Genomic DNA, 25,405 nt, shown 5'->3' on the forward strand with positions numbered 1-25,405 from the left:
AACGGGTGGAGCTGACTGGTACTAATAGGCCGAGGGCTTGTCCTCAGTTGCTCGCGTCCACTGTGTTTGTTCTGAAATAACGAACGGCTGTGTTGTCACCGGTTGTTCAGAATTTCATAGTGTTTCGGTGGTCATTGCGTTAGGGAAACGCCCGGTTACATTCCGAACCCGGAAGCTAAGCCTTTCAGCGCCGATGGTACTGCAGGGGGGACCCTGTGGGAGAGTAGGACGCCGCCGAACGATCATTCCGGGAGAGCCCCGCACCTCATGGTGCGGGGCTCTTCTGCGTTCACCACCCAGATCCAGGGCTGACCTCGTGTCACCACCCGTGTGCTCGGGCCCCTGTTCGGAGCCGGCCGCCGTGCTGCCCGGCCCGCGGCTTGTGCCGTACAGGGGCGGCGCGGGGCCGTGTCGACACCCGTTGAGAGCCCGTCAGGGGCGACTGTGATCAGTGGTTTTGAGCATCCCCGAGTTCAGGGTATGCTTTATCTCGTTGCACAGCGCAGCAGGCCCCAATAGCTCAGTCGGTAGAGCGTCTCCATGGTAAGGAGAAGGTCTGCGGTTCGATTCCGCATTGGGGCTCTGGCAAAACGAAAGGCCCCCGCCATTAGGCGGGGGCCTTTCGCGTTGAATGGCTCATTGAGGGAAAGCCCCAGCAGGACCGGCCAGTCCTCGTCGGAGGCCGGCCCGGTGCCGTGCGTACGGTCGGCGACGGCGACCGTCAGGCGGTCGCCGTCCGGGGCGTGTTCCACTCAGCTGCCGGGCTGCCTCGAAAGGGGTCAGGTGGTGGGCGGTTCGGGGACGCGCATGGCGAGGATGGCCATGTCGTCCGAGGCCGGCTCGGCGGCGAAGCGCTCCACGGCCCGCAGGATGCGTGCCGCCACCGCACCCGCCGTCAGACCGGTGCACGTGGCCAGGACGTCCGCCAGGCCGTCGTCGCCCAGCATGCGGGAGCCCTCACGGCGTTCCGTGACGCCGTCCGTCACACACAGCAGGACATCGCCCGGGGCGAGGGTGACCGTCTGCTCGTACAGTTCGAGATCCTCGATGACGCCCAGCAGGGGCTGCGGCTCGGCGGCCGACTCGACCGAGCCGTCCTGGCGCAGGCGCAGCGGCAGCGGGTGCCCCGCGCAGACCACCTTCAGGAGGGCGCTGCCGTCCTCCTGGGGCCACAACTCGCCGTACAGAAGGGTGAGGAAGCGGCTGCGGGAACCCTCGTCCAGGATGGCGGCGTTCAGCCGCTCCAGGACGGCGGGGCCGCCGAAGCCCTCGCGGGCCAGGAGGCGCAGGGCATGGCGGGCGAGGCCCGTCACGGCAGCGGCCTCCGGACCGGTGCCGCAGACGTCGCCGATGGCGAAGCCGTAGGCGCCGTCACGGATCGGGAAGACGTCGTAGAAGTCGCCGCCGACCTCGTTGCCCTCGCCCGCCGCGCGGTAGATGACCTCGATCTCGACGTTGGGGACCTCGGGCAGCCCCGGCGGCAGCAGGCTGCGCTGCAGGGACTGGCTGATCGCCATGCGCTCCGAGTACAGGCGGGCGTTGTCGAGGGCGAGGGCGGCCCGCCGGGACAGGTCCTCGGCCAGTTCCAGGATCTCCTGGCGGAAGTGGTCGTCGGAGGGCTTTCCGAGCGTGAGCATGCCGATGACACGGTTGCGGGCGACGAGCGGCAGGACCACCGTCTCCCCACCCACCGCGGCCGCGGTGGCGAGCGTCATGCGGATGCCGGAGCCGAGGCTGCCCGGCTCGCCGAGCCTGCCGGTCTCACCGAGCCCGAGCGTGCGCATCGAAGTCCGCATGGCGGCCTGGTGGGCGGCCTCGGAGGGGGCCGTCCAGACGCGGGCGCCGGGAGTCGGCACGGGGTCCGGGGGAGCGATCCTGGAGAGCAGGGCCTTGAGGCCGTCGATGCGCTCCTCGTCCTCGTGCAGCACATAGGAGAGGTAGGGCTCCGACGCCTGGTCGGCGATCGTGTAGACGGCGCACCAGGTGGCCAGCGTGGGGACCGTCATCTGGGCCATCAGCGCCAGGGTCTGGTCCCGGTCGAGGGTGCCGGCGAGCAGATCGGACGCCTCGACGAGGAAGGACAGGGAACCGCGGCGCAGGCGTTCCAACTCGCCCAGGCGGGCCGACTCGACGGCCAGCGCGATGCGGTCGGCGGCGAACTGGAGGCGCAGCGCCTCCTCGTTCGAGTAACGCCCGGCGGCCTCGGCGGCGACCCCCAGGGAGCCCGTGAGCCGGCCCTCGACCTTCAGCGGCACGGTGACGACGGAACGCATCCCGGTGCCGTTGAGCAGAGGGACCGCGCCCGGGACGTTGTCGAGGTCCTCGTGGACGGCGGGCATCCGGGCGGAGCCGTACCGGCCCGTTCCGGCCTCCACCGGCACCCGGGCGAAACGCTGGCGGGCCGAGGGCAGGCCCGTGGTGGCCCGTACCTCCAGCTCCGTCTCGTCGTCCGTGGCCAGCAGCAGGAAGGCCGAATCGGCGTCCAGCATGTCGCGCGCCCGCTCGACCGTGCGCTGGAGCAGGCCGTCGAGGTCGTCCGGGGCGGGGGAGCCGATGAAGATCTCGAACGGGTCGGTCTTGCCGCTCTCGACGTTCACGTCGGACACCGGTGTGCGGGCCGGGGACTGGAGCACGGCGCGCTCGTAGTCGCGGACGAGGAGACAGACGGTGGAGGGCTCGCCGTGGGTGTCACGGACCCGCAGGTGCGAGGCGTAGACGGGGACGACGCGTCCGTCGGCGCCCCGGATCCCGTAGCTGCCCTCCCAGCGCGAGAGCTGGAGGGCGTCGACGATGCCCGTGTTGGTGCCGGGCGTCTGGGGCCAGGCCGTGAAGTCGGTGAGCTGCTTCCCGGTGACCTGGTCCGCGGCGTGGCCGAAGAGGAACGTGGCGTCCTCGTTCCATGCCGCGATGGAGCCGGAGCTGTCGATCTGGATGACGGCGACCCGGACGCGCTCGTCGGCCACCGGGAGCAGGCCCACGGGGAGCAGCGGACCGGCGGAGCGGATGCCCACCGGGCGTTCGGGAAGGTCGAGCTGGAACCAGACGTGCTTGCGGGCGGGCGAGTACTCCACGCCCCACCGGGTGGCGAGCGCCGCGCAGAGCAGCAGACCGCGGCCGTTCTCCCGGTCCGGGCCGGCGAAGTCGGGTCCCGTGCTCTGGAGCGGGATCTCGCGTTCCGGATAGTGGTCGGAGACCTCGATCCGGACGCCGTCCTCGGTACGCAGGCACAGCACGTCCGCGGCGGTGCCCGCGTGGATCACGGCGTTGGTCACCAGCTCGCTGGTGAGGACGACCGCGTCGTCGACGACATCCGCGTAGCCCCACCCCTGGAGGGTGTCCCGGACGAAGGCACGGGCGGTCGCGACGGAGCGCCCGACCGGGTCGAAGGTGGCGGCCGCACGCGCGGTGATCACAGCACTCCCCATATGGTGTCTCGTCGCTTCCCCGAGTCCTGTGCCCGTTTCTCGCCGCTTCGATTCGCCTGCCAGGCTAGACGCTCGGCCCCGGTGCCGGGTACACGAGGGCCGACTTCGGGCAGGACCGGGCAGGAACGGACAGGTGACCGAGCAAGTGTGGGCTTTTGGCCAGAGGGACGGGGGACAGCCCCCGGAGGTTGCCCCCCACCCGTATCGCGCCTGGTACGTTTCAACGATTTGACGTCCGCATGGTCACCCGTCGACGGTGGGCAGTGGCGATGAGCCGAAGAAGAACTGGGCAAGTTCCCAGACAAGACCCGAGCTATACGGTCAACCCCTGCGGGAGGGACACGGTGGAGTCTGGCGTGGCGGCGCGGGGAACGAGCACGCGCACAAAAGGCGGACAGTCCGTGAAGAAGCAGCGCAATGGAACCATCGACGTCGACGCGGCGGCGCTCAACAGGCTGTTGGCGGGCCTGGTGGCGATGCGCGACGGCAATTTCCGCAGGCGTCTGACCGTCTCGGGCGACGGTCCGATGGCGGAGATCGCGGCGGTCTTCAACGAGGTCGCCGACCGCAATCTCCACCTCACCAACGAGCTGGCCCGAGTGCGGCGGGTGGTGGGGCGCGAGGGGAAGCTCACCGAGCGGCTGGAGACCGGCGCCTGCGAGGGCTCCTGGGCCGCCGCGATCGACGCCTCCAACGCCCTGGTCGACGATCTGGCCCGCCCGGTCTCGGAGGTCGGGCGGGTGCTGTCGGCGGTGGCCGACGGTGATCTCGAGCAGCGGATGGAACTGCGGTCGCACACGGCCGACGAGACGGTGCGGCCGCTGCGGGGCGAGTTCCTCAAGGTCGCCCGTACGGTCAACAGCCTGGTCGATCAGCTGTCGGCGTTCACCGAGCAGGTGACGCGGGTCGCGGTCGAGGTCGGCACCGAGGGCAAGCTGGGCGGGCAGGCCCAGGTGCGCGGGATGTCCGGGTCGTGGAAGGACCTCACGGACTCCGTGAACACCATGGCGTACCGGCTGACCGCGCAGGTGCGGGACATCGCCCTCGTGACGACGGCGGTCGCCAAGGGCGATCTGTCGCGGAAGGTCACCGTCCATGTGGCCGGTGAGATGCTCCAGCTGAAGAACACCGTCAACACGATGGTCGACCAGCTGTCCTCGTTCTCCTCCGAGGTGACGAGGGTCGCCCGTGAGGTGGGCACGGAGGGCGAGCTGGGCGGGCAGGCGACCGTGCCCGGGGTGGCCGGGGTGTGGAAGGACCTCACCGACTCCGTCAACACGATGGCCGGGAACCTCACCTCCCAGGTGCGCGGGATCGCCGAGGTCACCACGGCCGTGGCCAACGGCGACCTGACCCAGAAGGTCACGGTGAGCGCCCGCGGCGAGGTCGCGCAGCTGGCCGAGACCATCAACCAGATGACCGACACGCTGCGGATCTTCGCCGACGAGGTGACCCGGGTGGCCAGCGAGGTCGGCGGCGAGGGCCTGCTCGGGGGCCAGGCGAAGGTGCCGGGCGCGGCGGGCACCTGGAAGGACCTCACCGACTCGGTGAACACGGTCTTCCGGAACCTGACGACCCAGGTGCGCGACATCGCGCAGGTGACCACGGCGGTGGCCAACGGCGACCTGTCGCGGAAGGTCACCGTGGACGTGGCCGGTGAGATGCTCCGGCTGAAGAACACCGTCAACACGATGGTCGACCAGCTCCAGGCCTTCGGTTCGCAAGTGACCCGGGTGGCCCGTGAGGTCGGCATCGAGGGGCGGCTCGGGGGCCAGGCGGAGGTGCCGGGCGCGGCGGGGACGTGGAAGGACCTCACCGACTCGGTGAACGCGGCATTCCGCAACCTCACCGGGCAGGTGCGCGACATCGCGCAGGTGACGACCGCAGTGGCCAACGGCGACCTGACGCGGAAGGTCACCGTCGATGTCGCGGGCGAGATGCTGGAGCTGAAGAACACCGTCAACACGATGGTGGCGCAGCTCTCCTCGTTCGCCGACCAGGTGACGCGGATGGCGCGCGACGTGGGCACGGAGGGGCGCCTCGGCGGTCAGGCCGAGGTGGACGGCGTCTCCGGCACGTGGAAGGACCTCACCGACTCCGTCAACTTCATGGCGGGGAACCTGACCTCCCAGGTGCGCCAGATCGCCCAGGTGACCACGGCGGTGGCGCAGGGCGACCTGTCGCAGAAGATCGACGTGGACGCGCGCGGCGAGATCCTGGAGCTCAAGAACACCATCAACACGATGGTCGACCAGCTGTCCGCCTTCGCCGAGCAGGTGACCCGGGTGGCCCGCGAGGTGGGCACCGACGGGCGGCTCGGCGGTCAGGCGCAGGTGCCCGGCGTGGCCGGCGTGTGGCGCGATCTGACCGACTCCGTGAACGGCATGGCCGGCAACCTCACCGCCCAGGTCCGCAACATCGCGCAGGTCGCCACGGCGGTGGCGCGGGGCGACCTGTCGCAGAAGATCGACGTGGACGCCCGGGGCGAGATCCTGGAGCTCAAGAACGTCCTCAACACGATGGTGGACCAGCTCTCGAACTTCGCCGAGCAGGTCACCAGGGTGGCCCGTGAGGTGGGCACCGAGGGCATCCTCGGCGGCCAGGCCGAGGTGCAGGGCGTGTCCGGTACGTGGAAGGACCTCACCCAGTCCGTCAACGGCATGGCGAACAACCTGACCCTTCAGGTCCGCAACATCGCCGAGGTCACCACCGCGGTCGCCAACGGCGACCTCTCCAAGAAGATCACCGTCGACGCCAAGGGCGAGATCCTCGAACTGGTCACGACCGTCAACACGATGGTCGACCAGCTGCTGAACTTCGCCGACGAGGTGACCAGGGTGGCCCGTGAGGTGGGCACCGAGGGCATCCTCGGCGGGCAGGCCCGGGTGCGCGGCGCGACCGGCATCTGGAAGGACCTCAGCGACAACGTCAACCTGATGGCGAACAACCTGACCAGTCAGGTGCGCAACATCTCCCGGGTCTCGTCCGCCGTCGCCAACGGCGACCTGACGAAGAAGGTCACCGTCGAGGCGCGCGGCGAGGTCGCCGAGCTGGCCGAGACCGTCAACACGATGGTGAAGACGCTGTCCTCGTTCGCCGACGAGGTGACCCGGGTCGCCCGCGAGGTGGGCACCGAGGGCGAGCTGGGCGGCCAGGCGCAGGTGTCGGGAGTCTTCGGCACGTGGAAGGACCTCACCGAGTCGGTGAACTCGATGGCGTCCAACCTGACCGGTCAGGTGCGCCAGATCGCCGCGGTCACCACGGCGATCGCCAAGGGCGACCTCACCAAGAAGATCGACATCGACGCGCGCGGCGAGATCCTGGAACTGAAGAACACCATCAACACGATGGTCGACCAGCTGTCCTCGTTCGCCGAGCAGGTGACCCGGGTGGCCCGCGAGGTGGGCACGGAGGGGCAGTTGGGCGGCCAGGCCCGGGTCAGGGACGTCGACGGCACCTGGCGCGACCTGACCGAGTCGGTGAACGAGATGGCCGGCAACCTCACCCGTCAGGTGCGGGCCATCGCGGCCGTCGCCACGGCGGTGACCCGGGGCGATCTCAACCTGAAGATCGACGTGGACTCGGCGGGCGAGATCCAGGCCCTGCAGGACAACATCAACACGATGATCGCCAACCTGCGCGACACCACGGCGACCAACAAGGAACAGGACTGGCTCAAGGGCAACCTGGCCCGGATCTCCGGCCTGATGCAGGGGCGCCGCGACCTCGACGACGTGGCCTCGCTGATCATGAGCGAGCTGACCCCGGTCGTCTCCGCGCAGCACGGCGCGTTCTTCCTGGCGATGCCCACCGGCGACACCGAAGCGGTGGGCGTCGACAGTGACGAGGACAACGCGTACGAGCTCCGGATGAGGGGCAGTTACGGGTACTCGGCGGGCTCGATGCCGACGTCCTTCCGGCCCGGCGAGACGCTCATCGGCACGGCCGCGGAGGAGAAGCGGACCATCCAGGTGGACAACGTCCCGCCGGGGTACCTGAAGATCTCCTCCGGCCTCGGCGAGGCGCCGCCCGCGCATGTGATCGTGCTTCCGGTGCTCTTCGAGGGGAAGGTCCTCGGCGTGATCGAGCTGGCGTCGTTCCAGCCGTTCACCCACATCCAGCGGGACTTCCTCAACCAGCTCGCCGAGATGATCGCGACGAGCGTCAACACCATCAGCGTCAACACGAAGACCGAGAAGCTCCTCGAACAGTCGCAGAAGCTGGCCGAGCAGCTCCGGGACCGGTCGAAGGAGCTGGAGAACCGGCAGAAGGCGCTCCAGGAGTCCAACGCCGAGCTGGAGGAGAAGGCGGAGCTGCTGGCCCGGCAGAACCGCGACATCGAGGTCAAGAACACCGAGATCGAAGAGGCCCGGCAGGTCCTGGAGGAGCGCGCCGAGCAGCTCGCCGTCTCGATGCGCTACAAGTCCGAGTTCCTGGCGAACATGTCGCACGAACTGCGCACGCCGCTCAACTCGCTGCTCATCCTGGCCAAACTGCTCGCGGACAACGCCGAGGGGAACCTCTCCCCGAAGCAGGTGGAGTTCGCCGAGACGATCCACGGGGCCGGTTCCGACCTGCTCCAGCTGATCAACGACATCCTCGACCTGACGAAGGTCGAGGCGGGCAAGATGGACGTCAGTCCGACCCGGATCGCGCTGGTCCAGCTGGTCGACTACGTGGAGGCGACCTTCCGGCCGCTCACCGCGGAGAAGGGGCTCGACTTCTCCGTACGGGTCTCGCCGGAGCTCCCCGCGACGCTGAACACGGACGAGCAGCGGCTGTTGCAGGTGCTGCGCAACCTGCTGTCCAACGCGGTGAAGTTCACCGACAGCGGGGCGGTCGAGCTGGTCATCCGGCGCGCCGACAAGGACGTTCCGAACGCGATCCGGGAACAGCTCCTGGAAGCCGGCTCGTTGACCGAGGCGGACGCCGGGCTGATCGCCTTCTCGGTCACCGACACGGGCATCGGGATCGCCTCCAGCAAGATGCTGGTGATCTTCGAGGCGTTCAAGCAGGCGGACGGCACGACCAGCCGCAAGTACGGCGGTACGGGGCTCGGGCTGTCCATCAGCCGGGAGATCGCCCGGCTGCTGGGCGGTGAGATCCACGCGGCGAGCGAACCGGGCCGCGGTTCGACGTTCACGCTCTACCTGCCGCTGCACCCGGGCGAGCTGCCGCCGCAGGGATACCCGCAGATCGGCCCCGGAGAGGCCGGGGAGTCCGGTGCGGAGGCCGCGCAGGGAGGGCTCCCGGAGATCGGCTCCGGGCCGGACCGGACGACCACCGCGCCGGAGCCGTCCGGCGCGGCCGGGGTGGCGCCGTACCGCCGCAGGAGCGCGGGCGCCGTGGAGCGCCGCCCGGTCCTGCCGCCGCGGACCGCCGCGCCGGCGGTCGAGCCGGAGCCGTGGGCGCTCGCCGGGCAGGAGGAGCCGGAGGTCCGCAGGACGTTCCGGTTCCGCGGCGAGAAGGTGCTGATCGTCGACGACGACATCCGCAACGTCTTCGCGCTCACCAGCGTGCTGGAGCAGCACGGCCTCACGGTGCTCTACGCGGAGAACGGCCGGGTGGGCATCGAAGTCCTGGAGCAGCACGACGATGTGACGGTCGTGCTGATGGACATCATGATGCCGGAGATGGACGGCTACGCCACGACGGCCGCGATCCGCCGGATGCCGCAGTTCGCCGGGCTGCCGATCGTCGCGCTGACCGCGAAGGCGATGAAGGGGGACCGGGAGAAGGCGATCGAATCCGGTGCTTCCGACTACGTCACCAAGCCTGTTGATCCTGATCACCTTCTTTCCGTCATGGAGCAGTGGATGCGAGGAGAGTGATCGTTAGTGGCGAGAAATGTGATGAGTTGCTGATCGGTTGTGCTCGTAGGGGTGTGAGGACGCGGCATACGGGGAACCTTCTGGTCTCCCGCCGCGTTTCTTCTGCGTGCACAGTGACATCGCGGTGACAGGGTGTGGCGACGGTCGGGGTGCGGCTACCATGACCGGCACAAGGACGGACGGCGCAAGGGAGTCGTCCCCTGGGGCGGCGCCCGGTGCGATTCCGGGGCGAGGAGGACGGGCCATGGTGCAGAAGGCCAAGATCCTCCTGGTCGATGACCGGCCGGAGAATCTGCTGGCGCTGGAGGCCATCCTCTCTGCGCTCGATCAGACACTGGTACGGGCATCGTCAGGGGAGGAAGCGCTCAAAGCGCTGCTCACGGACGACTTCGCGGTCATTCTGCTGGACGTCCAGATGCCGGGCATGGACGGTTTCGAGACCGCCGCGCACATCAAGCGGCGGGAACGGACCCGGGACATCCCGATCATCTTTCTCACCGCGATCAACCACGGTCCGCACCACACCTTCCGGGGTTATGCGGCGGGCGCGGTGGACTACATCTCGAAGCCGTTCGACCCGTGGGTGCTGCGGGCCAAGGTCTCGGTCTTCGTCGAGCTGTACACGAAGAACTGCAAGCTGCGCGAACAGGCGGCGCTGCTGCGGCTCCAGCTGGAGGGCGACACCGGCGCGGACGACCAGGACAGGGAGCCCGCAGGGCTGCTGGCCGAGCTCTCGGCGCGGCTCGCGGCCGTCGAGGAGCAGGCCGAGGCGCTCTCCAAGCAGCTGGACGACGAGTCCGCGGATGCCGCGGCGGTGGCCACCGCGGCCCATCTGGAGCGCAAGCTGACCGGGCTGCGCCGGGCGCTCGACGCCCTGGAGCCCGGTACGGGAAGCGGCAGTCCCCTTCCCTCCTGACGCCGTACGCGCGGGGCAGCGGTCGTGATCGTCGGCGAGCGGGCCGAGCGCGCCGTACGGCCCGGTCGTCGACCGTACGGGGACGTGAGGCGCCCGTGCGGCACTACTTCCGGCCGGGGGAGGGCGGTTGCCGGGACTCCGGCCCAACTCGCCTTCCTGCTCGGCCGGTCCCTCGCGCGGAAAAATTCGGAATCCGAGCCTCCGGCAGTGAGGCCGCGTCAGTTCGCGTCCTCCGTACAACGACACGGACGGGTGAAGCGGCAGGCACACGTGTTCACGGCTGTCGACACAGGTAACCTCGGCACCATGGCCTCACGTACGTCCGGCAAGGGTTCCCAGGGCACGGCGGGCACCGCGAAGCGCGCCGGCCGTACCCCGGGACCGGCCAGGAAAGCCGCCCCGGCGAAGAAAGCCGCGCCCGCGAAGAAGCCCGCCGCGAAGAAGACCGCGCCCGCGAAGAAGGCACCCGCCAAGAAGGCGGTGGCCAAGAAAGCAGCCGCGCCCAAACCCGCGCCGTCGCCCACCGCCGGTGTGTACCGCGTGGCGCGCGCCGTCTGGCTCGGCGCGGCCCACACCGTCGGAGCGATGCTCCGCGGCATAGGACGCGGAGCCAAGGGGCTCGATCCCGCGCACCGCAAGGACGGCGTCGCGCTGCTGCTGCTCGGTCTCGCCCTCATCGTCGCCGCGGGCACCTGGTCGAACCTGCGCGGACCCGTCGGCGACCTCGTCGAGATGCTGGTCACCGGCGCCTTCGGCAGGCTCGACCTGCTCGTGCCGATACTGCTCGGCGCCATCGCCGTACGGCTGATCCTCTACCCGCAGAAACCCGAGGCCAACGGCCGCATCGTCATCGGGCTGTCCGCCCTGGTCGTCGGAGTGCTCGGGCAGGTGCACATCGCGTGCGGCGCGCCCGGCCGGGGGGACGGCACCACCGCGATGCAGGACGCCGGCGGGCTCATCGGCTGGGCGGCCTCCAAACCACTGACCCACACGATGGGCGAGGTCCTCGCCGTCCCCCTGCTGTTCCTGCTCACCGTCTTCGGACTGCTGGTCGTCACCGCCACCCCGGTGAACGCCATCCCGCAGCGCCTCCGGCTGCTCGGCACCAGGCTGGGCCTCATCCACCCCGTGCCCGACCCCGAGGAGGACGAGGAGAACGACGACGAGCGCTACGACGAGCAGTGGCGCGAGGCGCTGCCCGCCCGCTCCCGCCGCTCCGCGGCACGTCGCTCCGAGGCGCCCGCCGAGTACGACCCCGACCAGGCCGAGGCCGAGGCGCTCTCCAAGCGCCGCAAGCCGCGCAAGGACGTCGCCCAGCCCGCGACGAACCGCACCATGGACGCGGTGGACGTGGCCGCCGCGGCGGCCGCCGCGCTCGACGGGGCCGTGCTCAACGGAATGCCGCCCTCGCCGCTCGTCGCCGATCTCACGCAGGGCGTCACCGTCGAGCGTGAACGCCAGGGCACACCGGTGCCCGGTGCCAGGGAGGGCGAACCCTCCTTCGGAGGGGGGAAGCAGGAGAAGCGGCCGACGCCCCCGGGCGGCGTGCCCGACCTGACGAAGTCCGTCCCCGACTCGCAGTCCCAGCCGCTGCCGGCCCGCGCCGAGCAGCTCCAGCTCTCCGGCGACATCACCTACTCGCTGCCCTCGCTCGACCTGCTGGAACGCGGCGGCCCCGGCAAGACCCGCAGCGCCGCCAACGACGCCATCGTCGCCGCGCTGACGAACGTCTTCACCGAGTTCAAGGTCGACGCCGCCGTCACCGGCTTCACCCGTGGCCCGACGGTCACCCGGTACGAGGTGGAGCTCGGCCCCGCGGTGAAGGTCGAGCGGATCACCGCGCTCGCCAAGAACATCGCGTACGCGGTCGCCAGCCCCGACGTCCGGATCATCTCCCCGATCCCGGGCAAGTCCGCGGTCGGCATCGAGATCCCCAACACCGACCGGGAGATGGTCAACCTCGGCGACGTGCTGCGCCTGGCGGACGCCGCCGAGGACGACCACCCGATGCTCGTCGCGCTCGGCAAGGACGTCGAGGGCGGCTACGTGATGGCCAACCTGGCGAAGATGCCGCACGTGCTGGTGGCCGGTGCGACCGGTTCCGGCAAGTCGTCCTGCATCAACTGCCTGATCACCTCGATCATGGTGCGGGCGACCCCGGACGACGTCCGCATGGTCCTGGTCGACCCCAAGCGCGTCGAGCTGACCGCGTACGAGGGCATCCCGCACCTGATCACGCCGATCATCACCAACCCGAAGCGCGCCGCCGAGGCGCTCCAGTGGGTCGTGCGGGAGATGGACCTGCGCTACGACGACCTCGCCGCGTTCGGGTACCGGCACATCGACGACTTCAACCAGGCCGTCCGCGACGGCAAGGTCAAGCAGCCGGAGGGCAGCGAGCGCGAGCTCTCGCCCTACCCGTACCTGCTGGTGATCGTCGACGAGCTCGCCGACCTGATGATGGTCGCGCCGCGCGACGTGGAGGACGCCATCGTCCGCATCACCCAGCTGGCCCGCGCCGCCGGCATCCACCTGGTGCTGGCGACCCAGCGGCCGTCGGTCGATGTCGTCACCGGCCTGATCAAGGCGAACGTGCCCTCCCGGCTCGCCTTCGCCACCTCCTCGCTGGCCGACAGCCGGGTCATCCTGGACCAGCCCGGTGCGGAGAAGCTCATCGGCAAGGGCGACGGCCTGTTCCTGCCCATGGGGGCGAACAAGCCCACCCGCATGCAGGGCGCCTTCGTCACCGAGGACGAGGTCGCGGCCATCGTCCAGCACTGCAAGGACCAGATGGCCCCGGTCTTCCGCGACGACGTCGTGGTGGGCACGAAGCAGAAGAAGGAGATCGACGAGGACATCGGCGACGACCTCGACCTGCTCTGCCAGGCCGCCGAACTGGTCGTCTCCACCCAGTTCGGCTCCACCTCGATGCTCCAGCGCAAGCTGCGGGTCGGCTTCGCCAAGGCCGGCCGGCTGATGGACCTGATGGAGTCGCGGAACATCGTCGGACCGAGCGAGGGATCCAAGGCCCGCGACGTCATGGTGAAACCGGACGAGCTGGACGGGGTGTTGGCGCTGATCCGCGGGGAATCCGCCCAGTAGTGGTAGTACGGGCAACCGTTTCGCCGGGTCGTACGTCAACTTGAGGGGAAGGGCGGCAGAATTGTCCTTCCCAGGGTGGTCCGGCAGATTCGGGGCGATGTTCGATTCCGATGGAGGACAAAGTCCTTCCTCCCGGTTGCCCCACTCTTTCGTACCCCCCCTAGACTGAACACCCAGCAGGTGGCTCACGCTCGAAAGGCGCCCCCGTGTCCATCGGCAACTCCCCCGAAGACGACCGGCCTTCGATCGGTCGAGTGCTTCAGCAGGCTCGCATCGCCGCAGGTCTCACGGTCGAAGAGATCAGTTCGTCCACCCGGGTGCGCATCCCCATCGTGCACGCGATCGAAGCGGACGACTTCTCCCGCTGCGGCGGCGACGTGTACGCCCGCGGCCATATCCGTACGTTGGCCCGTGCCGTCCGGATCGATCCGGAACCGCTGGTTTCGCAGTACGACGCCGAGCACGGCGGCCGTCCCGCGCCCACGCCCGCGGCACCGCTGTTCGAAGCCGAACGCATCCGTTCCGAACCCCGTCGGCCCAACTGGACGGCGGCCATGGTCGCGGCGATCGTCGCCGTCGTCGGTTTCGTCGGTTTCACCGCCTTCAAGGGCGGCGACGACGACACCTCGGCCACCCAGGTCACCGAGGGCTCGACGCCCGACAAGAAGACCCCCGCCCCGAAGACCGGCAAGCCCGTCGATCCCAAGCCGGAACCGTCCGACAGCGCCATCGCCGCGGCCCCCAGGGACAAGGTGACCGTGCGGCTCAGCGCCAACCAGGGCAAGAGCTGGATCTCGGCCAAGGACCACAACGGCCGGCTCCTCTTCGACGGTCTGCTGCTCCAGGGCCAGTCCAAGACCTTCCAGGACCAGGAGCGCGTCGACCTCGTTCTCGGGAACGCCGGTTCGATCGAGCTCTTCGTGAACGGCAAGAAGGTCGAGGACGAGTTCCAGCCCGGCCAGGTCGAACGGCTCTCGTACACGAAGGGCGACCCCGCGGTCGGCTGACGCGTACACGACCGCATTTCGGGCGCCGTCCGTACCCGGCGGGCACCCGGCCGATGGCCGGGTGCCCGCCGCTTTCGTCACCCGGAGCGGCGACGCAACCCTGCGCGGCAGGGCCAGTGCCGGGACAAAGTAGTCTTGAGTCCATGCCCGAACGCCGTACCGTCGCCCTTGTCACCCTTGGCTGCGCCCGTAACGAGGTGGACTCGGAGGAGCTTGCAGGCCGCTTGGCAGCGGACGGCTGGGAGCTCGTCCAGGACGCCTCCGACGCCGATGTCGCCGTCGTCAACACGTGTGGATTCGTCGAAGCCGCCAAGAAGGACTCCGTCGATGCCCTGCTCGAAGCGAACGATCTGAAGGATCACGGCAGAACCCAGGCCGTGGTCGCCGTCGGCTGCATGGCCGAGCGCTACGGCAAGGACCTCGCCGAGGCCCTGCCCGAAGCGGACGGAGTGCTCGGCTTCGACGACTACGCCGACATCTCGGACCGCCTCCAGACCATCCTCAGCGGCGGCGTCCACGCCTCGCACACCCCGCGCGACCGCCGCAAGCTGCTGCCGATCAGCCCGGCCGAGCGGCAGGACGCGGCCGTGGCGCTGCCGGGGCACGCCCAGGAGGCCGCCCCGGCCCCCGAGGACCTCCCCGAGGGCGTGGCCCCGGTCTCCGGCCCCCGGGCGCCCCTGCGCCGACGGCTGGGCACCAGCCCCGTCGCCTCCGTGAAGCTCGCGTCCGGCTGCGACCGCCGCTGCTCCTTCTGCGCGATTCCGTCCTTCCGCGGATCCTTCATCTCGCGGCGCCCCTCGGACGTGCTCCAGGAGACCCGCTGGCTGGCCGAGCAGGGTGTCAAGGAGGTGATGCTGGTCTCCGAGAACAACACCTCCTACGGCAAGGACCTCGGCGACATCCGGCTGCTGGAGACGCTGCTGCCGGAGCTCGCCGACGTCGAGGGCATCGAGCGGATCCGGGTCAGCTACCTGCAGCCGGCCGAGATGCGGCCCGGCCTCATCGACGTACTGACCTCGACGCCCAAGGTCGCCCCCTACTTCGACCTGTCGTTCCAGCACTCGGCGCCCGGCGTGCTGCGGGCGATGCGGCGCTTCGGGGACACCGACCGGTTCCTGGAGCTCCTGGACACCATCCGGAGCAAGGCCCCCCAGGCCGGTGCCCGCTCCAACTTCATCGTGGGCTTCCCCGGCGAGACCGAGGCCGACCTCGCGGAGCTGGAACGCTTCCTCACCGGCGCCAGGCTCGACGCCATCGGCGTCTTCGGCTACTCCGACGAGGAGGGCACCGAGGCGGTCGGCTACGACAACAAGCTGGACGCCGACGTCATCGCGGAGCGGCTCGCGCACATCTCGCAGCTGGCCGAGGAGCTGACCTCGCAGCGCGCCGAGGAGCGCCTCGGGGAGTCGCTCCACGTGCTGGTCGAGTCCGTGGACGACGAGGACGGAGCGGTGGGGCGCGCGGCGCACCAGGCTCCCGAGACGGACGGGCAGGTGCTCTTCACCACACGCGAGGGCCTCGTTCCCGGCCTTATGGTCGAGGCAAAGGTCGTGGGCACCGAAGGAGTGGACCTGGTGGCCGAGTGTTCCGAACTCGTGGAGGCGGCCAGATGACGGGAGCCCCGGCATCCGCGGCAGGCGGATCCGGCGCGAAGCCGGTCCGCGGCGGCAAGCTGGGCGCGGCGGCCGTGAATCAGGCCAGCCTGTGGAACATCGCCAATCTGCTCACCATGCTGCGGCTGGTACTGGTGCCCGGCTTCGTCATGCTGCTGCTGCACAACGGCGGGTACGACCCGGTCTGGCGGTCCTTCGCCTGGGCGGCCTTCGCCATCGCCATGATCACCGACCTGTTCGACGGCCATCTGGCACGCACGTACAACCTGGTCACCGACTTCGGGAAGATCGCCGACCCGATCGCGGACAAGGCGATCATGGGCGCGGCGCTGATCTGTCTGTCGTACCTCGGGGACCTGCCCTGGTGGGTCACGGGCGTCATCCTCTTCCGCGAGCTCGGCATCACGCTGATGCGTTTCTGGGTGATACGGCATGCGGTGATTCCGGCCAGTCGCGGTGGGAAGATGAAAACCCTGGCGCAGGGAACGGCCGTCGGGATGTATGTTCTGGCGCTGACCGGTCCGCTCGCCACCCTGCGCTTCTGGGTGATGGCGGTGGCCGTCGTGCTGACGGTCGTCACCGGACTCGACTACGTGCGTCAGGCCGTCGTGCTGCGCCGTCGGGGACTCGCGGCCGAGCGGGCGGAAGCCGCGCGGGCCGCCGGGGCCCGGAGCGGCCGTGACTCGGCGGAGGCCGAGCGGTGACTGCCGCGGCCCGGGTGCTGGAGCTGCTCACGGGGCGGGGCGAGACACTTGCCGTCGCCGAGTCGCTCACCGGCGGTCTGGTGGCGGCGGAGCTGACGTCCGTGCCCGGTGCCTCACGTTCCTTCCGCGGGTCCGTGACGGCGTACGCGACGCCCCTGAAGCGGGACGTGCTGGGCGTCGACGGCGCCCTGCTGGCGGAGCGCGGGGCGGTCGACCCGGAAGTGGCACGGCAGATGGCAGTCGGTGTACGCCGTGTTCTGGGGGCGGACTGGGGGATGGCGACCACCGGGGTCGCGGGCCCCGATCCGCAGGACGGCAAGCCCGTCGGCACGGTCTATGTTGCGGTGGCCGGGCCGGACGGCGCGGAGAAAACGGCCGCGCTGCGATTGAACGGCGGGCGGGCGGACATCCGTAAAGAGAGCGTGCGCAGCGTGCTCGCATTGCTGTCCGCCGAACTCGGCAAGAATGCAAGGGCACAGGATACGGAACAGAACGGGGGGAATTGATGTTTGCAGCCCTGAGTGAACACGACATCGCTCCCCGCACGGCCGCGGCGCAAGGCGGTACGGTGGGGCGTGAAGGATGCGGCTACGCGGTCCGAGGAGGGAGCCACCGATGATTCTGCTCCGTCGCCTGCTTGGTGACGTGCTGCGTCGGCAGCGCCAGCGCCAAGGCCGTACTCTGCGCGAAGTCTCCTCGTCCGCCCGAGTCTCGCTCGGCTATCTCTCCGAGGTGGAGCGGGGGCAGAAGGAGGCATCCTCCGAACTGCTCTCCGCCATTTGCGACGCGCTTGATGTACGGATGTCCGAGCTCATGCGTGAAGTGAGCGATGAACTGTCGCTGGCCGAACTGGCCGAGTCGGCAGCAGCCAGTGATCCGGTCCCCGTACCGGTGCGGCCAATGCTCAATTCCGTCTCCGTGACGTCGGTGGCAGGTGTGCCGACGGGTCGGGTGACCATCAAGGCGCCCGCGGAAGCGGTGGATGTCGTCGCCGCCTGATCCACCCGGTCGGGCCTGGTGTCGAAGCCCCGGTCGTCCCCTGGAGGGACGGCCGGGGCTTTCGCATGTTCTCCGTACGCCTGCCGGCATTCTCCGTGTGCCCACTGGGGTGTGGGCGGCGTCGGCGACCGGCGGGGCGGATTCTCTCCCGGCTGCGGACGGGGTGATTTCCCGGTGACCGATTTGTGGCACTCATTCACTCGTGGGTGAATGTTCGGGACGAGGGAGCCCGCTGAGCCCGGGACGGCCCGTGCCGTCCGCTCGCGTGCAGGAATCTGCATCGGCTCCACCCCGTCCGGGTGCAGGATCCTGCACCCGTCCCGCCGCGCCCCGCTCCCTCAGGAACGGCGCGGAGCGCTGCCGCTACCTCTCGAAGGAGTCGCAATGGTCGACGAAGGCGCCAAGGACAAGATCAAGGGCAAGGCCAAGGAAGCCATGGGCAAGATGACCGGCGACCGGCGCAAGGAAGCCGAGGGCAAGATGGACCAGGCCAAGGGTCAGGCCAAGAGCACCATGAGCGACGCCGAGAAGCGGGCGAAAGGCATGAAGGACTCGCTCCGCGACGACAAGCGCTGACCGAACCCGCCGAGCCCCCACCCGACGCGGTGGGGGCTCGGCGGTGCCGGGGGAGGTTCCGCGCGGTCCCGGGACGGGTGGCCGGGGCTGTTCTGTGCGGGACGCGGGCGGGGGCGGCTCGGTCCGGGTGGGGTGGTGCGGTCCGGCGGAGGCGGTGCGGTCCGTTCCGGAGCGGATGCGGTGCGGGCTGTGTCGGGTGAGACTGCGGAGAACGGGACGGTGGCGGGCCGTACGGGCCCGGCTGGGTCCGGGGCCGCTGCGGAGGCGTTCGCTCCGGCCCAGGAGCGAAGGCGCTCGGTCGTGTATCGGGCGCGGTGCGTTCCGGGATCTCCGGGGCCCTTCGGGATCTCGGGCTTCGGGGCTCTCCGGGGCTTCGGTCCCGGGGTTCCCGGGCGAGAGCGCGCAATGGTCCGCAGTCGCGAGCGGGGCGCCGGTGGTGCGCCCCGATGCGCCCTCCCGTCGATGAACGCGCCGCACTAGGTTCGGCCGGAGGAGGCAGCCATGGTACGGCGATGGGTGCCGGCGCTCGTTCTCGGCGGGGTGTGGTGGTGGGCCGTGCTGCGGCTCGTGCTGGAACCGGCCCATGCGGGGCTCGTCGAGGGTGCGGTGGCGGCGGGCGGATGGGGACTGAGCCTGCTGCCCGTGCACGTGGCCGCGGCCGCCCGGTCGGCGGGGATGCGCAGGGCCGGCGGGCGCGTGGCCCCGGGCGTCCCCGGAGTCGAGGACGTGGGCGAGGGCCTGGGGCGGTGGCCGGTCGTCGCGGTGCGGTGGGCACGGCACTGGCACGCCGTGGGGGTGCGGTGCGCGGTGCGCGGCCGTCGTGTCACCAGGGCATGGCTACGCCGCCGTTCGGGCGGAGGATCTGGCCGGTCATGAAGGCCGACGCGTCGGAGACGAGATGAAGCACGGTGTGGGCGACGTCCTCGGGTTCGCCGACTCTTCCGAGCGGTGAGAGCCGCGCCATCGCGGCCTCCGTCCGGTGCTGCTGCTCCGCGTCGTGGCGAGCCGTCATGGGGGTACGGATCCAGCCCGGGGCGACGGCGTTGACCCGGATGCCGTGCGGCCCCAGCTCGGTCGCGAGGGTCCTGGTCAACTGGACGACCGCCGCCTTGGCCGCGCTGTAGCAGAGCAGACCCGGAGCGGCGGCGTCGACCGCCCCCGAGGCCATGGTGACCAGGGAGCCCGGAGCCCCGCGCGCGATCATGCCGCGCGCCGCTTCCCGGCAGGCGTGCAGAACGCCCTTGAAGTTGACCGCGAGCACGCGATCGAGGTCCTCGTCCGAGGTGTCGAGGACGCTGCTCGTGTGCATGACCCCGGCGACGGCGACCAGGATGTCCAGGTCGCCCGAGGCGGCCACCGCCGCGCGGACCCGGTCGCTGTCGGTGACGTCGAGGACATGGGTGTGGGACGTGCCGTCCGCCGCGGTGATCAGGTCCCGGGTCTCCGTCAGGCCCTTCTCGTCGCGGTCCGCGCAGTGCACGGTGGCGCCCGCGGCCGCGAGCAGAAGGGCGCAGGCGCGGCCGATGCCGCTCGCCGCGCCGGTGACGAACGCGGCGCGGTCCGTGAGGTCGTACGCGATGCGAGGCATGTCCGGACCGTACGACCGAATCTGACGATCCGTCAATTGGTGGTGCGGGCTCTCGGGTCGGCCTCAGCCCGTGGGGCCCGACTGGCAACGCGGACACCAGTAGGTGGGGCGGGTGCCCTGATCCGCGACGCGGACGGGGGTGCCGCAGCGCAGACAGGGGCGGCCGGCCCTGCCGTAGACCCAGAGCCGTTCCCTCGGGCCCCGTCCGTGCGGCGCGGCCCGTGTGGTCGTGGTGGTGCGCACGGGGCGGGCACGGTTGGCTTCGAGGAGTTGTCCGGCCGTTGTGACCAGGCGGGCGGCGACGGGAGCGGGCAGCTCTCCGGCCGGGAGCCAGGGGGTGACGCGGGCGAGGAAGCAGAGCTCGGCCTTGTAGATGTTGCCGATTCCGGCCAGGTTGCGCTGGTCCAGCAGGGCTTCTCCGAGGGGGCGGCCGGGGTCGGCGAGCAGATTGCGCAGGGCCCTCTCCGGGTCCCAGTCGGGCCCCAGCAGATCGGGACCGAGATGGCCTACGGCCTGCTCCTCGTCCCGGGTGCGGAGGAGTTCGAGCACGGGCAGCCGGTAACCGACCGCGGTGTGCCACTCGTTGGCGAGGACGGCGCGGATCTGGTGGGCGGGGCCGCCGCGCCAACGCTCGCCCGCGGCATGGACGCGCCAGGCCCCGTCCATCCGGAGGTGGCTGTGCAGGGTGAGCCCGCCCTCGACGCGGATGAGGATGTGCTTGCCGCGCGGAACGATGTCCAGCACCGTCCGGCCGGTGAGGTCGGCGGTGGCGAACCGGGGCACACGCAGGTCGAAACGGGTCAGGGTCCGGTCGGCGAGCGCGGCGCGCAGACGCTCGGCGGTCTGCAGGACGGTGTCTCCTTCGGGCATGCCTCCATGATGCGGGGTGGACCTCCGTGGCCGGCCGGGGCGCGGGGCCCGGCTGGCGGGGATTCAGGCGCGCAGGCGGAGTCCTCTCGGGGTCGCGAGGAAGCCGGCCGCCTCCAGCGTGCGGCCGAGCGGGGAGGTCAGGGCCGAGGCGCCGTTGGTGCGCTCCACCGTGACCGTGCCGAGGGCTCCCGCACGGGCTGCCGCCGCCAGCGCCCCGGCCGCCGCCAGGAGAGCGGGGTCGTCCGGATCGGTGGGCCAGGCCAGCAGCGTCTTGCCGCCGCGCTCCATGTACAGCGTCAGCTCGCCGCCGACCAGGACCACCAGGGCGCCGGCCTTGCGGCCCGGTTTGTGCCCGGCTCCCTCCGGCGGCTCGGGCCAGGGCAGCGCCGCGCCGTAGGCATTGGCCGGATCCGCCGCCGCGAGGACCAGGGCGCGGGGCGCGGCACCGGGCTCCGCACGGTCGAGGGCGGTGGACGTGGCGCGCAGCCGGTCGACCGCGCCGTCCATCGCGAACTGGGCCGCCCCCAGCCCCTCGACGACGTAACCGCGCCGGGCCTGCCCGTTGTCCTCGAAGGCGGAGAGGACGCGGTACGCCGCGGAGAAGCCGCCCTCGACCCCTTCGGCCTGGACCGCGCCGCGGGTGACCACCCCATGGCGGTCCAGGAGCGTACGGGCCAGGGCATGCGCGCGGTGCGTGGGATCGGGCTCGGTCGAGGGCAGCAGGGACCAGCGGCCCGAGACGGTCGGCGGGCCCGTCCGGGAAGCGGGCCGGGTGGCGGTGGTGAGCGATCCGTAGCGTCCGCGCGGGACGTTCCGTCTGGCGCGGTGGGCCGTCGACCCGGCAGTGCGGCCGGAACCCAGGAGCGAACGCAGCGGCGCCAGCGTGTCGTTGGTGAGCCGGCCCGACCAGGCCAGGTCCCAGATGGCGTCGGCCAGTTGTGGATCGGTGCAGTCCGGGTGCGTGGTGGCGCGGACCTGGTCGGCGATCTGCCGGAAGAACAGCCCGTATCCGCCGGCCAGGGCGGTCAGGACGGATGCGTGCAACGCGCCGAGTTCGAGCGGGTGCGGGGGCGGGAGCAGCAACGGCGCGCTGTCGGCGGGGTAGAGGGACAGCCAGCCGTCCTTGCCCGGCAGGGCACCGGCACCGGCCCAGACGATCTCGCCGGTGGTGGTCAGCTCGTCGAGCAGTGCCGGGGTGTAGTCCGTCACCCGGCCCGGCAGGATCAGCTTCTCCAGCGCCGACGCAGGGACGGGCGCTCCCTGCAGCTGCTCGACGGCGCGGGCCAGTCCGTCGATTCCGCGCAGACTGTTGCTGCCCAGGTGCTGCCACTGGGGAAGGAAGCCGGCGAGGGCGGCGGACGGGACCGGTTCCAGCTCGTGCCGGAGGGCGGCGAGCGAGCGGCGGCGCAGCCGGCGCAGCACCGTGGCGTCGCACCACTCCTGGCCGATGCCGGCCGGGTGGAACTCGCCCTGGACGAGTCTGCCGGACGCCGAGAGCCGCTGCAGCGCCCCGTCCGTGACGGCCGTGCCCAGACCGAACCGGGCGGCGGCCCCGGCGGAGGTGAACGGGCCGTGCGTACGGGCGTACCGGGAGAGGAGGTCGCCGAGGGGATCCTTCACCGGTTCGGTGAACGCCTCGGGGACGCCGACCGGGAGAGCGGTGCCCAGCGCGTCCCGCAGGCGTCCCGCGTCCTCGATCGCGGCCCAGTGGTCCGCCCCGGCGATCCGGACCCGGATGGCCCGGCGGGCGGCGGCCAGCTCCGAAGCCCAGGCCGGGTGGGCGCCGCGCCCGGCCAGCTCCGCGTCGGTGAGCGGACCGAGGACCCGGAGAAGGTCGGCGACGCCCTCGGCGTCCTTGACCCCGCGGTCCTCCGTCAGCCACTGGAGCTCCTGCTCCAGCTCGGACAGGACGTCGGCGTCGAGCAGTTCGCGCAGCTCCGCCCGGCCGAGGAGCTCCGCCAGCAGATGGGAGTCGAGGGAGAGGGCTGCGGCCCGCCGTTCGGCCAGGGGCGAATCACCCTCGTACAGGAACTGGGCGACGTAGCCGAACAGGAGGGAGCGGGCGAAGGGCGAGGGCTCCGGGGTGGTCACCTCGACCAGCCGGACCCGGCGTGCTTCGAGGTCGCCCATGAGTTCCGTGAGCCCGGGGACGTCGAAGACGTCCTGGAGGCATTCGCGGACCGCTTCCAGGACGATCGGGAAGGAGCCGAACTCCGAGGCGACCTGGAGGAGTTGCGCGGCGCGCTGCCGCTGCTGCCAGAGCGGGGTCCGTTTGCCGGGGCTGCGGCGCGGCAGCAGCAGGGCGCGGGCCGCGCACTCGCGGAACCGGGAGGCGAACAACGCCGAACCGCCGACCTGGTCGGTGACGATCTGCTCGATCTCGCCCCGGTCGAACGTCACGTCCGCCGCGCCGACGGGCGGCTGCTCGCTGTCGTACGAGAGGCCGGGGGCCGGTACCGGGTCCTGGAGGGGGTCCTGCGCGGGATCGAAGTCCAGCAGGTCCAGGCCCATCAGGTCGGCGTCGGGCAGCCGCAGCACGATGCCGTCGTCGGCGTGCATCACCTGGGCGTCCATGCCGTACCGCTCGGCGAGACGGGCACCCAGTGCCAGCGCCCACGGGGCGTGCACCTGCGCGCCGAACGGGGAGTGGACGACCACCCGCCAGTCGCCCAGCTCGTCGCGGAACCGCTCCACGAGGACGGTCCGGTCGTCCGGTACGTGACCACAGGCGCGGCGCTGCTCGTCGAGGTACGACAGGGTGTTGTCGGCGGCCCAGGCGTCGAGACCGGCGGCCAGCAGCCGCGCGCGGGCGTCCTCCGGCGGGAGCCCGCCGATCTCGCGGAGGAACGCCCCCAGAGCGCGCCCCAGCTCCAGCGGACGGCCCAGCTGGTCGCCCTTCCAGAACGGCAGCCGGCCGGGAACGCCCGGGGCGGGCGACACCAGGACCCGGTCACGGGTGATGTCCTCGATCCGCCAGGACGTGGTGCCCAGCGTGAAGACGTCGCCGACCCGCGACTCGTACACCATCTCCTCGTCGAGCTCACCGACCCGGCCGCCGCCCTTCTTGGGATCGGCGCCCGCGAGGAAGACCCCGAAGAGCCCGCGGTCGGGAATGGTCCCGCCGGAGGTGACGGCGAGCCGCTGGGCACCGGGGCGGCCCGTGACCGTCCCCGCCACCCGGTCCCAGACCACGCGCGGGCGCAGCTCGGCGAAGGCATCGGACGGGTAGCGGCCGGCGAGCATGTCCAGCACGGCGGTGAACGCCGACTCGGGCAGGGCGGCGAAGGGGGCGGCGCGGCGGAACACGGCCAGCAGGTCGTCCACCTGCCGGCTGTCCAGGGCGACCATGGCGACCAGCTGCTGGGCCAGCACGTCCAGCGGGTTGGCCGGGATCCGGAGCGACTCGATGGCGCCCTCGCGCATCCGCTCGGTGACCACGGCCGCCTGCACCAGATCACCCCGGTACTTCGGGAAGACCACACCGGTGGAGACCGCGCCCACCTGGTGCCCGGCCCGGCCGACCCGTTGCAGACCGGAGGCGACCGAGGGCGGCGACTCCACCTGGATCACGAGGTCGACCGCCCCCATGTCGATGCCCAGTTCGAGGCTGGAGGTGGCGACCACGGCGGGCAGCCGGCCCGCCTTGAGATCCTCCTCGACCTGGGCCCGCTGCTCCTTGGACACCGAACCGTGGTGGGCACGGGCGAGCAGCGCGGGGGCGCCCTTCGCCGCGCCGGACTCGGCCATGATCTCGGCGGGGGAGTGGGACTCGGAGAGCGTCTCACCGGTGAGCCGCTCGTACGCGATCTCGTTGAGCCGGTTGCACAGCCGCTCCGCGAGGCGGCGGGAATTGGCGAAGACGATGGTGGAGCGGTGCTGCTGGACGAGGTCGACGATCCGCTCCTCGACATGGGGCCAGATCGAGGGCTTGTCCGCCCGGTCGGGCCCGTCGGCGTCGGTGGCGGGGGAACCGCCGAGCTCCCCGAGGTCCTCGACCGGCACGACCACCGACAGGTCGAACCGCTTGGTGGACGGCGGCTGGACGATCTCCACCCTGCGCCGGGGCGACAGATAGCGCGCCACCTCGTCGACGGGACGGACCGTCGCCGACAGGCCGATCCGCCGCGCGGGCCGCGGCAGCAGCTCGTCCAGCCGCTCCAGCGACACCGCGAGATGGGCGCCCCGCTTCGTACCCGCCACGGCGTGCACCTCGTCGAGGATCACCGTCTCGACGCCGGACAGCGCCTCCCGGGCGGACGAGGTCAGCAGCAGGAACAGCGATTCGGGCGTGGTGATCAGGATGTCCGGCGGCCTGGCCGCCATCGAACGGCGCTCGGCGGCCGGGGTGTCGCCGGAGCGGATACCCACCCGCACCTCGGGCTCCGGCAGCCCCAGCCGCACCGACTCCTGGCGGATCCCGGTCAGCGGCGAGCGGAGATTGCGCTCGACGTCGACCGCGAGCGCCTTGAGCGGCGACACGTACAGCACCCGGCAGCGCTTCTTCGCCTCCGCGGGCGGCGGGACGGACGCCAGCCCGTCCAGCGCGGCGAGGAACGCGGCGAGGGTCTTGCCGGAGCCGGTCGGGGCGACGACCAGCACGTCCGAACCCTCGCCGATCGCGCGCCAGGCACCCTCCTGCGCCGCCGTGGGCGCGCTGAAGGCGCCCGAGAACCAGCCGCGGGTCGCGGGGGAGAACGAGTCGAGCACGGAGCCAGCCATGCCCTCCATCGTGCACCCCGGCACTGACAACGGCCGGGGCGTCCTGCCCGCCGAC

Annotated in this window: 14 protein-coding genes, 1 tRNA gene and 1 rRNA gene; 12 read left to right on the plus strand and 4 right to left on the minus strand. The window is 71.1% G+C overall.

The genetic code is table 11. From position 1 onward, the window contains the following. Positions 1–123 precede the first annotated feature (123 nt). Together rrf and EAO76_RS33310 are read left to right on the plus strand one after the other, a co-directional pair. Positions 124–240 (plus strand): 5S ribosomal RNA (gene rrf / locus EAO76_RS33305). A 269-nt stretch (positions 241–509) separates the two neighbouring features. Then, positions 510–582: transfer RNA gene (locus EAO76_RS33310), tRNA-Thr, on the plus strand. Positions 583–779: 197 nt separating this feature from the next. Here the strand turns inward: EAO76_RS33310 and EAO76_RS33315 are convergent. Beyond that, entirely contained in the window at positions 780–3,413 is a 2,634-nt protein-coding gene (locus tag EAO76_RS33315) for a SpoIIE family protein phosphatase (RefSeq protein ID WP_148839727.1), read from the minus strand. Between the two features lie 413 nt (positions 3,414–3,826). On the opposite strand from EAO76_RS33315, the gene EAO76_RS33320 reads away from it, so the two are divergent. The 10 genes from EAO76_RS33320 (at position 3,827) to EAO76_RS33365 (ending at position 19,049) form a co-directional block, all read left to right on the plus strand. Next, complete coding sequence (locus EAO76_RS33320) at positions 3,827–9,256, plus strand: HAMP domain-containing protein (RefSeq protein ID WP_148839728.1); 5,430 nt, start codon at positions 3,827–3,829, stop codon at positions 9,254–9,256. A gap of 244 nt (positions 9,257–9,500) precedes the next feature. Then, positions 9,501–10,172: a two-component system response regulator gene (locus EAO76_RS33325; protein WP_148839729.1), complete on the plus strand. Its 672-nt coding sequence runs from the start codon at positions 9,501–9,503 to the stop codon at positions 10,170–10,172. 306 nt (positions 10,173–10,478) lie between these two features. Continuing rightward, a complete protein-coding gene (locus EAO76_RS33330; protein WP_148839731.1) occupies positions 10,479–13,274 on the plus strand; it encodes a DNA translocase FtsK in 2,796 nt (931 codons plus the stop codon). A gap of 206 nt (positions 13,275–13,480) precedes the next feature. Continuing rightward, the gene (locus EAO76_RS33335; RefSeq protein ID WP_148839733.1) at positions 13,481–14,281 is read left to right on the plus strand and encodes a helix-turn-helix domain-containing protein; all 801 of its coding nucleotides are present in this window, start codon (positions 13,481–13,483) and stop codon (positions 14,279–14,281) included. A 143-nt stretch (positions 14,282–14,424) separates the two neighbouring features. After that, complete coding sequence (rimO, locus tag EAO76_RS33340) at positions 14,425–15,894, plus strand: 30S ribosomal protein S12 methylthiotransferase RimO (protein ID WP_148839735.1); 1,470 nt, start codon at positions 14,425–14,427, stop codon at positions 15,892–15,894. After that, positions 15,891–16,598, plus strand: a complete 708-nt coding sequence (gene pgsA, locus EAO76_RS33345; RefSeq protein ID WP_148839737.1) for a CDP-diacylglycerol--glycerol-3-phosphate 3-phosphatidyltransferase — start codon at positions 15,891–15,893, stop codon at positions 16,596–16,598. Before rimO ends, pgsA begins: the two co-directional genes overlap by 4 nt. After that, positions 16,595–17,104: a CinA family protein gene (locus EAO76_RS33350; protein ID WP_148839739.1), complete on the plus strand. Its 510-nt coding sequence runs from the start codon at positions 16,595–16,597 to the stop codon at positions 17,102–17,104. Before pgsA ends, EAO76_RS33350 begins: the two co-directional genes overlap by 4 nt. 109 nt (positions 17,105–17,213) lie before the next feature. Continuing rightward, a complete protein-coding gene (locus tag EAO76_RS33355) occupies positions 17,214–17,597 on the plus strand; it encodes a helix-turn-helix domain-containing protein (protein WP_018105285.1) in 384 nt (127 codons plus the stop codon). Positions 17,598–17,981: 384 nt separating this feature from the next. Continuing rightward, positions 17,982–18,173, plus strand: a complete 192-nt coding sequence (locus tag EAO76_RS33360; RefSeq protein ID WP_148839741.1) for a CsbD family protein — start codon at positions 17,982–17,984, stop codon at positions 18,171–18,173. Positions 18,174–18,674: 501 nt separating this feature from the next. Then, the gene (locus tag EAO76_RS33365) at positions 18,675–19,049 is read left to right on the plus strand and encodes a hypothetical protein (RefSeq protein WP_148839743.1); all 375 of its coding nucleotides are present in this window, start codon (positions 18,675–18,677) and stop codon (positions 19,047–19,049) included. Here EAO76_RS33365 and EAO76_RS33370 read toward each other — a convergent pair. From EAO76_RS33370 to EAO76_RS33380, 3 genes are all read right to left on the minus strand, one after another. Then, positions 18,997–19,761, minus strand: coding sequence for an SDR family NAD(P)-dependent oxidoreductase (locus EAO76_RS33370; RefSeq protein WP_148839744.1), 765 nt, complete (start codon positions 19,759–19,761; stop codon positions 18,997–18,999). The two genes, EAO76_RS33365 and EAO76_RS33370, sit on opposite strands and share 53 nt — an antisense overlap. A 63-nt stretch (positions 19,762–19,824) precedes the next feature. Then, on the minus strand, positions 19,825–20,631 hold the full coding sequence (locus EAO76_RS33375) for a DNA-formamidopyrimidine glycosylase family protein (RefSeq protein WP_148839746.1): 807 nt from the start codon (positions 20,629–20,631) through the stop codon (positions 19,825–19,827). Between the two features lie 63 nt (positions 20,632–20,694). Beyond that, on the minus strand, positions 20,695–25,350 hold the full coding sequence (locus EAO76_RS33380; RefSeq protein WP_148839748.1) for a DEAD/DEAH box helicase: 4,656 nt from the start codon (positions 25,348–25,350) through the stop codon (positions 20,695–20,697). Positions 25,351–25,405: the final 55 nt, after the last annotated feature.

It is taken from the genome of Streptomyces sp. sk2.1, from assembly GCF_008120935.1.
In the GTDB taxonomy this organism is placed as follows: Bacteria; Actinomycetota; Actinomycetes; order Streptomycetales; family Streptomycetaceae; genus Streptomyces.